Genomic DNA, 16,165 nt, shown 5'->3' on the forward strand with positions numbered 1-16,165 from the left:
GGCCGAGCCCGCGGACCCCACGGGGCGTGCTCCGCACCCTACCGGCCCGGGCACCTCGGGCGGGAACCAGCCGCTGCGGCTTCGTCGCTTCGCTCCTCATCGTGTCGGCACCCGACGTCGCCGTGTCAGCAACCCACGTCGCCGTGTTGGCAGCCTGCGTCGCTGTGTTGGCGTTCGGGCTCAGCCGCCGGCCGCGCGGAGGTGGTCGACGTAGTCGTCGACGGCGGAGACCAACGTGGTGTCGTCGGCCAGGTCGCTGTCCACGGCGGCCAGCACCCGGCGGGCGCCGTCGCCGGAACGGGCCAGTGCGGTGAGTTCGTCGGCGCGCGGGTCGGTGACCTCCCGGTCCCGCAGGTGGATCAACCACCCTGCCAGCGCCGCGACCGCCGGCTCCGGCACGCGCCCCGCGGACCGTTCGGCGCGCAGCACCGGCAGGATCCGCGCCGGGATCTTCTGCGATCCGTTGACGGCGATGTGCAGCAGGTGGTGCCGGATGCCGCGGGACGCGAACCGCTGCAGGAGGCGCTGCCGGTAGTCGCGGAGGTCGTCCTCGGGCAGCGCGGCGTGCCGGGCCGCGGTGTCCCACCACGACTCCGTCAACGCCATCAGCGTCGGATGCTGTATCGCCTCGTCGACCGTGGTGCAGCCCAGCGCGGGGCCGGTGTGGGCGAGCAGCGTGTGGGCGCCGTTGAGGAACCACAGCTTGCGCTGTTCGTAGGCGGCGAGGTCGTCGACGAAGCGCGCCCCCGCGTTCTCCCACGCCGGCCTCCCGAGTGGGAACTGCCCCGACAGCAGCCATTCGCTGAACGGCTCGGTCACCACCGGGGCGTCATCGGCGAAACCGGTGAGCCGCGCGGCCGTCGCGGCGTCCTCGTCGGTCGCGGCCGGGGTGATGCGGTCGACGACGGTGTCGACGAACGACACGTGCTCCTCGAGCCACGCGCGGAACGCGGTGTCGTCCTCCGTCGTCGCCGCGGTCAGTGCGTCCCGCAGGACGCCGCCGTTGTCGGGCAGGTTGTCGCACGGCACCAGGGCGATCGGAGCCCCGCCCGCCCGGTGGCGTCCGCGCAGTCCGGCGACGACGCGGTCGATCGCACTGCCGGGCCCGCCCGTGCGGTAGCCGGGCTCGGTGATCGTCAGCGTCAGCAACGCGACGTCCGGCGAGGCGAGGTCGGCCAGCCACCGGTCGGTGTCCCCGCCGGGGTGTGCCCTGCTGATCGCGTCGACGATCTCGGCGCGGGGCTCGCCGTCCCCGCGCACCTGGAGGGTGTACAGCCCGTCCTGCTCGGTGAGCGTGCGCGGCAACGCGGTGTTGCGGAACGTGTAGGCCGCGATTCCCCAGTCCGGATCGGCCATCGTGTACACGGCCTGGTGGGCACGGTGGAACGCGCCGAGTCCGAGGTGGACGGCGCGCACCGGGGCGGGCGGCCGCATCGATGCGGCGGTGCGGGTGAGCCGGGGCACGGCGTTGTCCGGCATCAGAGACGGAACGCCGTGCGCGGCTGACGGTCGTGCAGGTCGCGGATCACCGTCGCCGCGTCGTCCTCGCTGACGACGTGCTCGGCCACGAGGCTCGCCAGGTGCGCGGCGTCCACCCGGCGTGCCGTGTCGTGGCGGGCCGGGATGGAGCAGAACCCGCGCGTGTCGTCGATGAAGCCGGCGTTGCGGTAGAAGCCGGCCGTCTCGGTGACCGCGTCCCGGAACCGCTGCATCGCACGCGGCGCGTCGAGGAACCACCACGGTGCGCCGAGATACACCGACGGGTAGAAACCGGCCAGGGGAGCGAGTTCCCGCGAGAACACGGTCTCGTCGAGCGTGAAGATGACCGTCTGGAACCGCGGGTTCGTGCCGAAGCGCTCCAGCATCGGCTGCAGCGTCGTGGTGAACTCGGCCTGCAACGGGATGTCGTGTCCGGTGTCGGGACCGAAGCGGCGGAACGTCTCCGGGTGGTGGCCTCGCCGGACACCCGTGTGCAGCGCCATGACCATGCCGTCCTCACCGGACATGCGCGCCATCTCGCCGAGCAGTTGCCGCGACAACGCGCGCGCGTCCTCGGGGCCGGCGGCCCCGGACCGGACCCGCTCGAACAGCCGCTGTGCCTCCCCGGCGTCGAGGTACAGCGTGCCCGCGTCGGGTGCACTGTGGTCGGTGGCGGTGGCGCCGTGCGTGCGGAAGTACTCCCTGCGGTTCTCCAGCGCGCACACGAGCCCGGCGTAGTCGCCGGTGTCGATGCCGCTCGCCTCGGCGAGCGCGTCCAGCGCCGACGGCCAGCCGGGTTTGGTGGCGTCGAGGTAGCGGTCGGGGCGGAACGTGGGCACCACGCGGCCCGACCACGACGGGTCGTCGGCGAGGGCGCGGTGGTGCGCGAGGTCGTCGGCGGGGTCGTCGGTGGTCGCCAGCACCTCGATGCCGAACGCCTCGTACAGCGCGCGCGGCCGGAACTCGGGCCTGCGCAGCCGTTCGGAGAGCTCGTCGAAGAGCTCGTCGGCGGTCTCGGCCGACGGCTGCACCGTCACGCCCAGCACGTCGTGCAACTCGGCCTCGATCCACTGCCGCGACGCCGTTCCCAGGAACAGGTGCCAGTGCTCGCAGAAGGCGCGCCACACGGCACGCGGCTCCGCCGGAGCCGCACCGGTGTCCCCGTCGCGCAGGCCGAGCTCGTTCATGGGCACGCCGTTGGCGTGCAGCAGGCGCGTCACGTAGTGGTCGGGCGTGACCAGCAGCGAGGCCGGGTCGGTGAACGCCTCGTCGTCGGCGATCAGCTGCGCCTCGACGTGGCCGTGCGGGCTGATCACCGGGAGATCGCGGACGCTCTCGTAGAGCCGGCGCGCGATGTCGCGCTGCGACGGCTCGGGCGGCAGCAGCCGGTCGGGGTGCGGAGCCAGCGGTACCCGGCCGCCCTGGCCCGGGATGTCGCGGGCGGCGCGGGACGGGCGTTGCGGAGCGGGCGTGCCGGGATGGTCTGTCGTGCCGCGGTCCATGCGGGCAGCCTCGCTGCCACCGGCGCCGGGTGCAACTAGTTGCCGTCAGTTGTCATGACGGCACGCGCAGCGGGCGCCGGTGCCGTGGACCCGCGGGTGACGAGGTGTGCGTCGAACACCGCCGAATCGCCTGCCGTGCGGTGCGCGATCTGCGCGTGGAGGGCGTCCACGGCGGACCGGCCGAGGCGTTCGGTCGGCCCCGCGATCGTGGTCAGCGCGGGCACGGTCAGGTCGGCGCCGAAGATGTCGTCGCAACCGATGAGGCTGAAGTCGTCGGGCACGCGGACGCCCGCGGACTGCAACCGTTGCAGTGTGCCGATCGCGACCAGGTCGTTGTAGGCGACGGCCGCGGTGGCGCGCTGCAACATCAGTGCGTCGGCGGCTTCGTGGCCGCCCTGCCGATTGGGTGTGTAGGGGCCCAGGAAGGTGGCGTCGAGCCCGAGCGTCGCGGACTCCTCGCGGACCGCCTGCCAGCGGGCACCGTTGATCCACGAGTTGCGCGGACCGGACAGGTACGCGATGCGGCGATGGCCGAGGGCCGCCAGATGGCGGACGGCCTTGCGCATGCCGCCCGCGGTGTCGACGACCAGGCTGGGAATCCCCTCGATCTCCCGGTTGACGATGGCCAGCGGACGGTGCTGGGCCAGCTGGCGGATGACGTCGTCGGACAGCCGGGACGTCGCCAGGATGGCTCCGCTCGTGGTGGCCAGCAGTTGCCGGAGGTTGCTGACCTCGACGCGCGGCGACTCGTCGCTGTCGGTGAGCGCGAGGGTGTAGTCGCTCGTCAGCGCCTGGGCCTGGGCCGCCTTGATCAGCGGTGCGTAGTACGGGTTGGCGATGTCGGTGACGACCAGGGTCAGCGTCCGCGTGCGTCCCGGGGCCTCCGCGCGGGCGAGCGGACGGGGGACGTAGCCGACCTCGTCGGCGGCCGCGCGGACCTTCTCCCTGGTGGCGGGATTGACGCGGCTCGGGTGCGAGAACGTGCGCGACACTGTGGACGCGGCCACGCCGCAGCGGCGGGCCACGTCGTAGATCGTCGGCCTCGCCTCGTCCACGCGGTTTCCTCCCCGGTATCGGCGGTCGTGTCCGCCCGATGGCAACAAATGGCAACTGATTGTCAGTCTACGGGGCGGCTCTTACGTTGAACCGACCACGAGGCCCCGGCGCTCGCACGGCTCTTCCGGCAGGCGCGTCGGCGGCTGCTCGTCGTTCGGAGTCAAGGAGGACCAGTGCTCATCGAGCGCGCCGACGTGATCGTCACCAGCCCCGGGCGCAACTTCGTCACGCTGCGGATCACCACCGACGACGGGGTGGTGGGCTACGGCGACGGCACGCTGAACGGGCGGGAGCTGGCCGTCGCCAGCTACCTCACCGACCACGTGGTGCCGTTGCTGACCGGTCGCGACGCCCACGCCATCGAGGACACCTGGCAATACCTGTACCGCGGCGCCTACTGGCGGCGCGGCCCGGTGACGATGGCGGCCATCGCGGCCGTCGACACCGCACTGTGGGACATCAAGGCCAAGGTCGCGGGCCTGCCGCTGTATCAGCTGCTCGGTGGGGCCAGCCGCGAACGGTGCCTGGTCTACGGCCACGCGAGCGGCAAGGACATCCCCGAACTGCTCGACTCGGTGCGCCGGCACCTCGACGAGGGCTTCCGCGCGATCCGCATCCAGACCGGCGTGCCGGGGCTGGACTCGGTGTACGGCGTGGCCTCCAGCGCGGCCGCGTCGGTCGGCGGTGGCGGCAGCGACGCCCGCTACGACTACGAGCCCGCCCGCCGCTCGGCGGTGCCCGCCGAGGAGAGCTGGGACACCCGCGCCTACCTGCGGCACGTGCCTTCGGTGTTCGAGGCCGTGCGCGGCGAGTTCGGCGAGGACATCGCGCTGCTGCACGACGCCCACCACCGCCTGACGCCGATCCAGGCGGCCAAGCTCGGCAAGTCGCTGGAGCCCTACGACCTGTTCTGGCTCGAGGACGTCACCCCGGCCGAGAACCAGGAGGCGCTGCGGTGGGTGCGCCACCACACGACGACGCCGCTGGCGATCGGCGAGGTGTTCAACTCCGTGTGGGACTACCAGCACCTGATCCGCGAACAGCTCATCGACTACGTCCGCTCGCCGATCACGCACGCAGGCGGGATCAGCAGCGTGCGGCGGATTATGGACTACGCCGCGATGTACCAGATCAAGTCGGGCATGCACGGTCCGACGGACGTCTCGCCCGTCGGTCTCGCCGCGGCGGTGCACCTCGGCCTGGCGCTGCACAACTTCGGCATCCAGGAGTACATGGTCCACAGCGAGCAGACGCGGGAGGTCTTCGGCCCGACGTACGAGTTCGCCCACGGCGGACTGCGGCCGAGCGAGGAACCCGGTCTCGGCGTCCGTGTCGACGAAAAGCTCGCGGCGCAGTATCCCTACGAACGGGCCTATCTGCCGGTGAACCGGCTGCTGGACGGAACCGTTCATGATTGGTGAGGACACGTCGGTGCCCGAGGTGGTCAGGCCCGGCCGGTAAAGCAATTCGCGATCGAGAGAAGTCCCCCGTGCGCGTCACATCCCGAGTCGAACGAGTGGAACGGACCGGAGAGACGGTCCGGGTCCACACCGACGGTGTCGAGATCCGGCTGACCGTCCTCGCCGACGGCATTCTGCGTATCCGCGCGGGTTTCGACGGCGACTTCGCCGAGGAGTCGTACACGCTCGCCACCACGGCCTGGCCGGACCGGCTCGACGACGTGCTCGGTGACGAACGCACCCGGGTGGCGCCCGCGCCGTGCGAGCTCGACGAGCAGGACGACGTCGTCTCGGTGACCGGCGGGGACTTCCGCGTGGAGATCGACAGGGAGCCGTTCCGCATCCGGGTGCTCGACGACGAGGGGACCGTCCTGCACACCGACGTCGTCGGTCTCGGCTACCGGCAGGACGCGAACGGCCGGCGCATTCACACCAGCGAGATCTCCCGCGACGACGCGTTCTACGGATTCGGCGAGACCACGGGACCGCTGAACAAGGCGCAGAAACTCATCACGATGAGCCCGAAGGACGCGCTCGGCTACGACCCGCGGGAAACGGATCCGCTGTACAAGCACATTCCGTTCTACCTGAAGCTGAATCGGCGGAACCGGAAAGCGGTCGGGTACTTCTACCACAACACCTACGACTGCGATTTCGATCTGGGGCGGGAGCGGAGCAACTACTGGCCGCCGCACAGCCGGTACCGCACCGACGGCGGCGACGTCGACCTGTTCCTGATCGCCGGTCCCGGCATCCGCGAGGTACTGCGGCGCTACACGGTGCTCACCGGACGTCCGCCGTTGTTGCCGAAGTACGCGCTCGGCTACCTCGCCTCGTCGATGTACTACTCCGAATTGGACGCCGACAGCGACAGTGCGATCACCGAGTTCGTCGACATCGCCGGGGAGGAAGGGATCCCGGTCGACGGGTTCCAGCTCTCGTCCGGTTACACCACACAGGACACCGAGGCCGGCGCGAAGCGCTGCGTCTTCACGTGGAACGAGCGCAGGTTCTCCGACCCGGAGGGCTTCTTCTCGGCGATGTCCGAACGCGGCATCACGGTGTCGCCGAACGTCAAACCGGGTGTGCTCGACGTCCATCCGCGGCTGGCCGAGTTCACCGAGGCCGACGTGTTCGTGACCCGCAGCGAGGACGCGGTCGCTGTGTCGGGCGAAGGGCCCGCGACCGGGGCGTGGTGGGGCGGCCCCGGCCGGTTCGTGGACTTCACCAAGCCGGCCGCGCGCGAGGCGTGGCGGCGGTGGCTGACCGAGTCGGTGCTGAGCAAGGGCACGACGTCGGTCTGGAACGACAACTGCGAGTACGACGGCATCATCGACACCGATTCGCGCGTCGACTTCGAGGGCGCGGGCGCGACGGTCGGCAGGCTGCGCAACGTCATGTCGAACCTGATGTGCCGGGTCGCGCGCGACGCCGTTACCGACACGGCGCCGGATGCCCGGCCCTACATCGTGTGCCGCTCCGGCCACGCCGGCATTCAGCGCTACGCCCAGAGCTGGGCGGGCGACAACTCGACGTCGTGGGAGTCGTTGCGGCACAACGTCGCCACGATCCTCGGCATGGGGCTGTCGGGTTTCCCGCACCACGGCTGCGACATCGGCGGGTTCCACGGCCCCGCGCCCGAACCGGAACTGCTGGTGCGCTGGGTGCAGCACGGCGTGTTCCAGCCGCGCTTCTCGATCCACTCGGTCAACGCCGACAACACGGTCACCGAACCGTGGATGTATCCCGCGTACACCCACCACGTCCGCGATGCGATCCGGCTGCGGTACCGGCTCTTCCCGTACCTGTACTCGCTGACGGCGCGGGCCGCGGAAACCGGATGGCCGATCATGGAGCCGCTGATCAGCGCGTTCCAGGACGACCAGGGCGTGGACGAGGTGTCCGAGGAGTTCATGCTCGGCGACTCGCTGCTCGTGGCGAACGTGCTCGAACCCGGCGCACGCACGCGCACCGTGCGGCTGCCCGCGGGCGAGGTGTTCTACGACGCCTGGACGCGCCGGCGCTGCGAGGGCGGGCAGGTCGCCGAACTGCCGGTCGACCTCGGTTCGATCCCGCTGTTCCTGCGCGGCGGCGGAATCGTGCCGGTGGCGGAGAACCCGCTGACGAGCCTCACCCGCGACGAGGTGACGGACCTGCGGCTGATCTGCGTTCCCGACCACGACGGCCGGTTCACCCTCTACGAGGACGACGGCCTGACGCGCGCCCACGAACGCGGCGAGTTCCGCGAGACGGAGATCCGCATGACCGCGGGCACGCACGTCCGGCTGCGGTTGACCCGCCGCGGCGAGTACCGCAGCCCCGTCGAGCGCCTGCTGTTCGACGTCGTGCGCCCCGGTCGATGCCCGCACCGGGTGCTCGTCGACGGCGAGGAGGTGCCGCAGCAGCTGCACCGCGGCCGGTTCGACGCCGCCGGCGAGGGCTGGCACTACGACATCGACCTCGGCTCGGTGTTGATCAAGACCCCGGACCACGGCGGTGACCGCACCGTCGACATCTCGTTCGAGCCGGTCGACATGATCGGCATGTGAGGAAGGCAGGCATGAGGAACCGACTGATCAGCGGCACTGTCGCCGTGATCCTCGTCGCGGCACTCGGGGCGTGCGCGCCTGCCTCGGGTGCCCGGACGAGCGCCGAGGCGACACCGGAGAACCCTCTCGTGCTGACCCTGGCGAACAACCTCGGCGACGACCACGTGACCTCGCAGGCACTGGCCGAGTTCGCCGAGGACGTGCAGGAGCGCAGCGACGGCCGCATCGAGGTGAAGATCTACGGCAACGGCCAGCTGGGCGACGAACCCAACGTGCTCGGCCAGCTCAACCAGGGCATCGTCGACATGACGAGGGTCAGCGCACCCGGACTGGCGACCTACGACCCCGGCTATCACACCTTCGGCCTGCCCTACATCTTCGAGGACGAGCGCGAGTTCCACGACGTGATGGACTCGCCGGAGATGGCCGAGTACTTCCGGTCGACGGCAGACGACGGATTCGTCGGCCTCACGTACTACAGCTCGGGCGCCCGGTCGTTCTACACCCGCAACACGCCGGTACGGGAGCCGGCGGATCTGCGCGGGCTGAAACTGCGGGTGCAGGACATGCGCTCGCAGACCGACTTCGTCGGTGATCTCGGCGCCGCGCCGGTGGTGATGGCCTTCGGCGACACCTACACCTCGTTGCAGACCGGCTTGATCGACGGCGCGGAGAGCAACGAGACCGTGCTGACCGACAGCGCACACGGCGAGGTGTCCAAAGTGTTCTCGATGACCGAGCACACCTGGATTCCCGACGTGCTCGTGATCAGCACCGAGACGTGGGAGCGGCTCGACCCGGCCGACGCGCAGCTGCTGTCCGATGCGGCCCGCGACTCCACCGAGAAACAGAAGGAGGCGTGGGCCGAGACGATCGAGCAGTCGATCGCCGACGCGAGGAGATGGGTGTCGAGTTCGTCGACGACGTCGACACCGACGCCTTCCGCAGGGCCACCGAGCCGGTTGTCGACCGGTACGCCGAGGAGTACCCCGAGGTCGCGGAACTCCTGTCCGTCATCGAGTCGGGCAGGAGCTGAGGAGCGATATGACCACGCATGATCGTCTGAATCGGGTGCGGCAGGTGCTCGGCCGCGTGCTGGCCGGGTTCGCCGGCGGGCTCCTCGTCGTGATGACCGCGCTCGTGCTGTACCAGGTGTTCACCCGGTACGTGCTGGGCGAACCGGCGGCCTTCACCGAGGAACTCGTCCGGTACGCGCTGATCTGGACGTCCATGATCAGTGCCGCCTACGCCTTCGTGCACCGCAAGCACATGGCGCTGCTGTTCGCGCGCGACCGGCTTCCTGCGCAGGCGCGGCGCGTGCTGATCATCGGCACGGACGTGCTCGTGCTCGCCTTCGCCGTCGTGGTGCTGATCGTCGGCGGGACGATGCTGGCGCTCAGCGCGGCCACCAACTACTCGGCGCTGCTGGGCGTCTCCCGCGGCCTGGTCTACACGATCGGCCCGATCGCCGGCGCCGCGATCGTGTTCGCGCAGGTGCTCAACATCTGGGAGGACCTCACCGGTGAGGTCCCCGCCGAGACGGAGAGGACAGACTGATGGGCGCCCTGACCGCCGCCGCCATCCTGTTCGGCGCCTTCTTCCTGCTGCTGTTCGCCGGCGTGCCGATCTCGGTGTCGCTCGGGGTCGCCGCGATGGTGACCGCGCTGATGTTCCTGCCGGCCGACGATGCCACCTACGTCGTCGGACAGCAGATGAACGTCGGGATCGAGAGCTTCCCGCTGCTGGCGGTGCCCCTGTTCATCTTCGCGGGCACCATCATGAACACCGGCGGCATCGCCCGCCGGCTCGTCGACCTCGCCCTCGTCGCGGTGGGACGCGTGCCGGGCGCACTGGCCCACACCAACGTCGTGGCCAACACGCTGTTCGGTTCGCTGTCCGGTTCGGCCGTCGCGTCGGCCGCCGCCGTCGGCAGTACGTTGCACGACCGCCAGAAGAAAGCCGGCTACGACCCGGCTTTCGGTGCGGCGGTGAACATCGCGTCCGCGCCGAGCGGATTGCTCATCCCGCCGACGACGGCCGCCATCGTCTACTCGACCGTGGCCGGCGGCGTGTCCGTGTCGGCGTTGTTCATGGCCGGCTACGTTCCCGGCATCCTCATGGGCATCGTGATCATGGCGATCGCGTACGTGTTCACGCGGCGGCAGGGGTATCCGAAGCTGGGCCGCGTCGGTGCGGCCGAGGCGGCCCGCGTCTTCCTCCGGGCGTTGCCCGGCCTGCTGCTGATCGTCGTCGTGGTGGGCGGCATCGTGTTCGGCGTGTTCACGGCGACCGAGGGCGCCGGCATCGCCGTGCTGTACACGTTGGTGCTGTCGCTGGTCTACCGGAGCATGTCGTGGTCGGCGTTCAAGGACGTTGTCACGCGCACGGTCGTCGCGACCGGTGTCGTCATGTTCCTCATCGCCGCGTCCGCGGGCATGTCGTGGGTGATGGCCTACACCGGGATTCCCGGTGCGATCACCGACGCGTTGCTGTCGGTGGCCGACTCGAGGGTCCTCGTCCTGCTGCTGATGCTCGTGGTGCTGCTGGTCGTGGGCACGTTCATGGACATCACGCCCGCGATCCTCATCTTCACGCCGATCCTGCTTCCGCTCGCCGAGGAGCTCGGCATGGATCCGGTCCACTTCGGAATGGTGCTGATCCTCGCGATGTGCATCGGCACGATGACGCCGCCGGTCGGGTCGGTGCTGTTCGTCGGCAGCGGGGTGAGCGGGGTGTCGATCGAGAAGGTCGTGCCGAAGCTGCTGCCGTACTTCGCCGGGCTGGTGCTGCTGTTGCTGGCCGTCACGTTCATCCCCGAGCTGTCCCTCGCGCTGCCGGAGATGATGGGCCTGCTCGACGAGTGACCCCGCCGGGTGCGCACCGCCCGCTCAGGAACTGGCGGTGCGCACCCGCGCTCACCCCGTCCGCACGGCCAGGACCAGGCCCGACGGCAGATCGTCGACGAGGTCGAACGCCGGACCGCGGAACGAGTCCGGGTTGAACTCGACGCGGTCGTCGAAGTACCACCCCGTGCCGGTCTTCCTGAGCACGAACACGTCGATGCCGCCGAACCGGGTGTTCGCGGAGGCTCCGCGAACCGCTCCGGATCGTCGATCTCGGCCAGTCTCGCCAGTTCGTCCGAACGCTGGTCGTACCGCATCAGGCTGTTGGCCGAGTAGTGCCCGCGTTGCAGGTAGGCCCACCACCGTTCGTAGACGTACAGCCGCATGTCCGTCGACAACGACAGCGGCATCGCGCCGGGCCCGAGCCGCTGTTCGACCTCGGACGCGATCCGGTTCGCCGGCATCTCTGGCGCCGCCATCTCCGGTGGGATGTACTCGGACGGCTCCCCGTCGGCCCGGGTTCCATGTGGGCCCGCAGCGCCGCGTTCGGTTCGACCGCGTCCTCGGACACCTCCGGCAGCGCGTCGGCGAAACCCTTGGGATCGCCCGGCATCCACGTGTTCCAGGCGACCAGTCCCGACGAGACGAGCAGGACGGCCAGGGCGGCGACGGCGACACCGCGCGGCGGGGCGAGCTCGAACCGGCGCAGCAGCGCTGCCCCGGCGTGTGCCACGGTGAGGATCCCCGCCGTCACCAGCACCATCGTGATCATGCGCGGGGTCTTCACGAGGAATCCGCTGTGCCCGCTGCCGACGAGGGACAGCATGTAGATCGCCCAGTACAGGTAGATGCCGCCGACCAGCAGCAGCATCGGCTGGGCCCACCACTGCCGCGTGCGGTACCCGAACAGTCCGATCAGCCCCGCGAGCGCCAGCGCGCCGATCGGCGTGGGCTCAAGGAACGGCAACGGCACCGGGTCGTCCGGGATGGCGATGTTCGGGTACGTGTCGGCGACGACCTCGCGGGGTTGCGTCAGCCACGCCCACAACAACGGGAGGAGATACCAGGACGACACGACGACCGACGTGACCAGCACACCCAGCAGATGCAGCAGGTACGGTCCTCGGTTCGGCCGCAGCAGTCGCGCGGCGATGATCGCCAGTCCGCCGATGGCGCCGAACATGAGGTAGCCGGTGTAGGTGCAGACGAACAGGCCCCCGATGATGCCCGCGGGCAGCCAGTGGAGACCGCCCTCGCGGCGGGACAGGCCCGCGAACGTCGCCAGCGCCCACGGCACGAGCACCGCGAGGGTGAGGATCTCGTAGCTCTTGTGCCCGTGCGTGAACACGATCGGCGCCACGGCCGCCATCGCGAGCGCGACGGGTGCGGTGGTGAGCCGGCGCCAGAGCAGGAAGGCCACGAGCGCCGTTGCGGAGATGAACAGGACCTCCATGTGGCCCACGAGTGTCCACGTCGGACGCTCCGACAGCTCCGACGCTCGCGCGACGAGCCACGGGTACAGAACCGGGTACTCCGAGGGCAGACCGGGCAGGAAGGCGTCCGTGCTGCCCCACGTCGTGGTGAGCCGGTTCGCCAGCGCCGACATGCGGATGGTGTCCCAGTCGTGCAGCTCGTTGTGCCCGAACGGGGTCCCGTTCAACGCCGTCCAGAGCGTCATGCCGATCCAGCCCGAGTACAGGCCCGCGACCGCACCGGCCACGTGGTCGGAGACGAACCGGGCGGCGAGCGCGATCGCGACGACGGCAACCACCGTGCCCGCCGCGACCGGTGCGAGCGAGCCGCGCAGCGACAGCGGGTCGAAGTCGGCGGCATCGATCACCAGCCACGACACCGTCATCGCGACGAGATAGCACGCGACGGCCGTCGCCGACGGCCCGATCCGGCGCACCGCCCGCCGGACGGGGTGCTCGGTCGGCGGTGCTGCGGGTCGTCCTCGGGGCGGCGTGGGGGCGTCGGCGACGTCCTCGCCCGCGCGCATGTCCGTGTCGAGCCGGGCGGAGTTCACGCCCGCACTTTATTAATCCCCGACACGAACCGCCCGCCGCCACGCGCACCCGCTGTGTGAGCACGCGCAATGGGAGCGGCCCGGCAGGCGCTCGTCGAGTCGTCTGCCGGGCCGCTGCGTGGGGTGTGATCAGGAGCTGATCGTGGAGGTGTCGATGACGAAGCGGTAGCGCACGTCGCTGGCCGAGACCCGCTCGTAGGCGGTGTTGACGTCGTCGGCCGAGATCGTCTCGATCTCCGCCCCGATGCCGTGCTCGGCGCAGAAGTCCAGCATCTCCTGGGTCTCCGGGAGGCCGCCGATCATCGAACCGGCCAGTGACTTGTTGCCCGCGATCAGCGAGAAGGCGTTGTAGGACAGCGGCTCGCCGGGCGCGCCGACGTTCACCATCGCGCCGCCGGTCCGCAGCAGGCCGAGGTAGGCGTCGACCGGGATCTGGGCCGACACGGTGTTGAGGATCAGGTCGAACCGGCCGCGCAGGACCTTGAAGGTCGACTCGTCGGCGGTGGCGTAGTACTCGGTGGCGCCGAGCCGCTTGCCGTCCTCCTGCTTCTTCAGGCTCTGGCTCAGCACCGTCACCTCGGCGCCCATCGCGGCGGCGATCTTGACGGCCATGTGGCCGAGGCCGCCGAGGCCCACGACCGCGACCTTCTTGCCCGGGCCGGCGCCCCACTGGCGCAGCGGCGAGTACGTCGTGATGCCCGCGCAGAGCAGCGGCGCGGCGACGTCGAGGCCGATGCCGTCCGGGATCCGGCACACGAAGCGTCCTTGACGACGACCTGCTGGCTGTAGCCGCCGTAGGTGGCTCACCGTCGAAGCCGACGCCGTTGTAGGTCTGCACGTTGCCCTTGACGCAGAACTGCTCGGTGCCCGCCTGGCAGTACTCGCACTCGCCGCACGAGTCGACCATGCAGCCGACGCCGACGCGGTCGCCGACCTGGTACTTGGTGACCGCGGAACCGACCGCGGCGACCGTGCCTGCGATCTCGTGCCCCGGCACCATCGGGAAGATCGCCTCGCCCCATTCGCCGCGCGCCTGGTGGATGTCGCTGTGGCAGATGCCCGCGTAGGCGATGTCGATCAGGACGTCGTCGGGACGCAGGTCGCGCCGCTCGATGGTGGTCCGCTCGAGCGGTGCGCCAGGGCCGGGTGCGGCGATGGCGTGCGTCGTTGTGCTCATCAGAACTCCTGCGATACTCGATCACTAGCCCGAAGTAAGGGCCCTCTTACGCTACGACGTAAGAGGGGTCTTACATATTCCGACATAGAGATGTGTGCACGGCCATGGGTGACCGGTACCACCGCGGCGAGCTCCGCGACGAGCTCGTGCGCGTCGCGCTCGACCTCATCGCCGAGCAGGGGGTCGCCGGGTTCTCCGTGGCCGAGGTGGCCCGTCGTGCGCAGGTCAGCCCGGGTGCGCCGTATCGGCACTTCGCCGAGCGCGAGAGCCTGCTCGCCGCCGTCGCGACCGCCGTCGCCCGGCAGCTCGCCGATCGGGTCGCCGAGGCCGCCGACGGGATCGCCGATCCGGCCGAGGCGTTGGCCGCGGCGGCCGGCGCCTACACCGACTACGTCATCGAACGCCGCGCCGGTATGAACGTCATCTACACCGACGGACTCCAGGGTGGCGGGGCCTACACCGAGCTGCACGACCAGACACGGCGGCTGACCGACCAGTTCCTCATGCTCTGCCTGGCCGTGACCGACCGGCCCGAGAACGCACTCGAACTCATGGAGCAGTTGTTCACCCAGGCGCACGGCTACGGGATGTTCTGGATCGACGGCGTGTTCACCAAGCACGGCTATACACCCGAGCTCGTGGTGCGCAAGTCCGTCGCCGCGGCGAGACTGACCATCGAAGGCCACCGCCACCAACCCGGAACCGTCTGACGCCCGTGTCAGCACCCCACGTCGCCGTGTCAGCATCTCGCGTCGCCGTGTTGTCGATTCGGCGTCACGCGCCGGGCTCCACGACGGGGGTTGTCAGGAAATCGAGGACCGTCTCGTTCAAGGGGTACGCCAACGAGACAGGAGCGCCCCATGAGCCACCGCGACACCAGCCACCGCAGCACGAGACACCGCATCGTCGTCCTCGGCGCCGGGTACGCCGGGACCTACGCCGCCGGGAATCTGGCCCGCAGGCTGCACGGTGACGACGTCGAGATCACCGTCGTCAACGCCGCGCCCGACTTCGTCGAGCGGATGCGCCTGCACCAGTTCGCCGCCGGACAGGACCTCCGTCGCCGGCCGCTGGTCGACATCTTCGCCGGCACAGGCATCGACCTGCGCATCTCGGAGGTGACGGGCATCGACGCCGACAACCGCACCGTCACCGTCGACGGCCAGGACCAGCTCGGTTACGACTCGCTCGTCTACACGCTCGGCAGCACCGCGGCCCTCCACGCCGTGCCGGGGGTCGCCGAGCACGCCTTCCACGTCGCCACCGCGCCCGCCGCCGGCCGGCTGCGCGCCCGCCTCGACGAGATCGACGGCGGGCGGGTCGTGGTCGTCGGCGGGAACCTGACCGCGATCGAGGCCGCCACCGAGATCGCCGAGTCCCACCCCGGACTGACCGTCGAGCTCGCCACCACCGGCGAACTGGGCGGTTGGCTGGATGCGAAGGCCCGGCGCCACGTGCTGGCCGCCTTCGACCGGCTGGGAATCGACGTCCACGAGCACGCCACCGTCACCGGCGTCGACGCCTCGTCCGTGACCGCCACCGGCACCGTGCTGGCCTCCGACGCGACCGTGTGGGCGGCCGGGTTCGCCGTCCACCCGATCGCCGCCGCCGGCGGCCTCGACGTGACGCCGGAAGGGCAGATCGTCGTCGACCGGCAGCTGCGTTCGGTGTCGCACCCGGACGTCTACGCCGCGGGCGACAGTGCCCACGTCGTCGGCGACAACGGCCTGACGCTGCCCATGTCCTGCGCGACCGCGGGCCTGAGCAGCCGGCAGCTGGCCGCGACGGTCGTCGGCGACCGCACCGGACGCCGGATTCCGGCCACGCCGAAGTTCTACGTGGGCAGCCACGTCAGTCTCGGCCGGCGGGACGCGGTGTTCCAGCTCGTCGACAAGCAGGCGCAGTCCCGGACGGCGTCCCTGCGCGGCCGGGCTGCGGCCCGGTTCAAGTCGAGTGTCGTCGACGGCGCGGCCTGGTCGACGACCCACCCGACGTTCGGACTCCCCAGCCGCCGGCACCGGCTCGCGGCCTCGTCGACCCCCGCGCCGGCGACGACGTCGGCCTAAGGTCATC

General features: G+C 70.5%; 12 protein-coding genes and 1 pseudogene. 7 read left to right on the forward strand and 6 right to left on the reverse strand.

The window, feature by feature from the left end:
* Positions 1-180: 180 nt before the first annotated feature.
* Genes BJF85_RS08100 through BJF85_RS08110 form a run of 3 tightly spaced genes read right to left on the reverse strand, consistent with a single transcriptional unit; the run spans position 181 to position 4,036 of the window.
* Positions 181-1,479: a mannitol dehydrogenase family protein gene (locus BJF85_RS08100; protein ID WP_255375481.1), complete on the reverse strand. Its 1,299-nt coding sequence runs from the start codon at positions 1,477-1,479 to the stop codon at positions 181-183.
* On the reverse strand, positions 1,479-2,981 hold the full coding sequence (gene uxaC, locus BJF85_RS08105) for a glucuronate isomerase (RefSeq protein WP_083666082.1): 1,503 nt from the start codon (positions 2,979-2,981) through the stop codon (positions 1,479-1,481). The genes BJF85_RS08100 and uxaC overlap by 1 nt, the downstream gene beginning before the upstream one ends.
* Positions 2,982-3,016: 35 nt before the next feature.
* A complete protein-coding gene (locus tag BJF85_RS08110; protein ID WP_075846437.1) occupies positions 3,017-4,036 on the reverse strand; it encodes a LacI family DNA-binding transcriptional regulator in 1,020 nt (339 codons plus the stop codon).
* A 174-nt stretch (positions 4,037-4,210) separates the two neighbouring features.
* On the opposite strand from BJF85_RS08110, the gene manD reads away from it, so the two are divergent.
* The 5 genes from manD (at position 4,211) to BJF85_RS08135 (ending at position 10,910) form a co-directional block, all read left to right on the forward strand.
* Entirely contained in the window at positions 4,211-5,458 is a 1,248-nt protein-coding gene (gene manD / locus BJF85_RS08115) for a D-mannonate dehydratase ManD (protein WP_075846438.1), read from the forward strand.
* A 95-nt stretch (positions 5,459-5,553) separates the two neighbouring features.
* A complete protein-coding gene (locus BJF85_RS08120) occupies positions 5,554-8,046 on the forward strand; it encodes a TIM-barrel domain-containing protein (RefSeq protein ID WP_083666084.1) in 2,493 nt (830 codons plus the stop codon).
* Between the two features lie 11 nt (positions 8,047-8,057).
* The gene (locus BJF85_RS08125) at positions 8,058-9,104 is read left to right on the forward strand and encodes a TRAP transporter substrate-binding protein (protein ID WP_255375482.1); all 1,047 of its coding nucleotides are present in this window, start codon (positions 8,058-8,060) and stop codon (positions 9,102-9,104) included.
* The gene (locus BJF85_RS08130) at positions 9,091-9,603 is read left to right on the forward strand and encodes a TRAP transporter small permease (RefSeq protein ID WP_075846440.1); all 513 of its coding nucleotides are present in this window, start codon (positions 9,091-9,093) and stop codon (positions 9,601-9,603) included. The genes BJF85_RS08125 and BJF85_RS08130 overlap by 14 nt, the downstream gene beginning before the upstream one ends.
* Positions 9,603-10,910 carry a TRAP transporter large permease gene (locus BJF85_RS08135; protein ID WP_075846441.1) on the forward strand — a complete coding sequence of 436 codons (1,308 nt, stop codon included), beginning with the start codon at positions 9,603-9,605 and terminating at the stop codon, positions 10,908-10,910. Before BJF85_RS08130 ends, BJF85_RS08135 begins: the two co-directional genes overlap by 1 nt.
* Before the next feature lie 51 nt (positions 10,911-10,961).
* Here BJF85_RS08135 and BJF85_RS29840 read toward each other — a convergent pair whose 3' ends face one another.
* The 3 genes and pseudogenes from BJF85_RS29840 to BJF85_RS08145 all read right to left on the reverse strand — a co-directional run bounded on the left by BJF85_RS29840 (position 10,962) and on the right by BJF85_RS08145 (position 14,092).
* Complete coding sequence (locus BJF85_RS29840) at positions 10,962-11,096, reverse strand: hypothetical protein (RefSeq protein ID WP_255375483.1); 135 nt, start codon at positions 11,094-11,096, stop codon at positions 10,962-10,964.
* 109 nt (positions 11,097-11,205) lie between these two features.
* Positions 11,206-12,915, reverse strand: coding sequence for an arabinofuranosyltransferase (locus BJF85_RS08140; RefSeq protein WP_075846442.1), 1,710 nt, complete (start codon positions 12,913-12,915; stop codon positions 11,206-11,208).
* Between the two features lie 129 nt (positions 12,916-13,044).
* Positions 13,045-14,092, reverse strand: a pseudogene (locus BJF85_RS08145) (NAD(P)-dependent alcohol dehydrogenase).
* Between the two features lie 104 nt (positions 14,093-14,196).
* Between BJF85_RS08145 and BJF85_RS08150 the strand changes: the two are divergent.
* Positions 14,197-14,802, forward strand: a complete 606-nt coding sequence (locus BJF85_RS08150; RefSeq protein WP_075846470.1) for a TetR/AcrR family transcriptional regulator — start codon at positions 14,197-14,199, stop codon at positions 14,800-14,802.
* Between the two features lie 150 nt (positions 14,803-14,952).
* On the forward strand, positions 14,953-16,158 hold the full coding sequence (locus BJF85_RS08155; protein WP_075846443.1) for an NAD(P)/FAD-dependent oxidoreductase: 1,206 nt from the start codon (positions 14,953-14,955) through the stop codon (positions 16,156-16,158).
* Positions 16,159-16,165: the final 7 nt, after the last annotated feature.

It is taken from the genome of Saccharomonospora sp. CUA-673 (genome assembly GCF_001942305.1).
In the GTDB taxonomy this organism is placed as follows: Bacteria; Actinomycetota; Actinomycetes; order Mycobacteriales; family Pseudonocardiaceae; genus Prauserella.

What these genes read in the sequence shown, in the direction of transcription:
- BJF85_RS08100 (WP_255375481.1), bottom strand. Translation starts at nt 1,479, where the DNA reads ATGCCGGACAACGCCGTGCCCCGGCTCACCCGCACCGCCGCATCGATG.
- uxaC (WP_083666082.1), bottom strand. Translation starts at nt 2,981, where the DNA reads ATGGACCGCGGCACGACAGACCATCCCGGCACGCCCGCTCCGCAACGC.
- BJF85_RS08125 (WP_255375482.1), top strand. Translation starts at nt 8,058, where the DNA reads ATGAGGAACCGACTGATCAGCGGCACTGTCGCCGTGATCCTCGTCGCG.
- BJF85_RS08130 (WP_075846440.1), top strand. Translation starts at nt 9,091, where the DNA reads ATGACCACGCATGATCGTCTGAATCGGGTGCGGCAGGTGCTCGGCCGC.
- BJF85_RS08135 (WP_075846441.1), top strand. Translation starts at nt 9,603, where the DNA reads ATGGGCGCCCTGACCGCCGCCGCCATCCTGTTCGGCGCCTTCTTCCTG.
- BJF85_RS08150 (WP_075846470.1), top strand. Translation starts at nt 14,197, where the DNA reads ATGGGTGACCGGTACCACCGCGGCGAGCTCCGCGACGAGCTCGTGCGC.
- BJF85_RS08155 (WP_075846443.1), top strand. Translation starts at nt 14,953, where the DNA reads ATGAGCCACCGCGACACCAGCCACCGCAGCACGAGACACCGCATCGTC.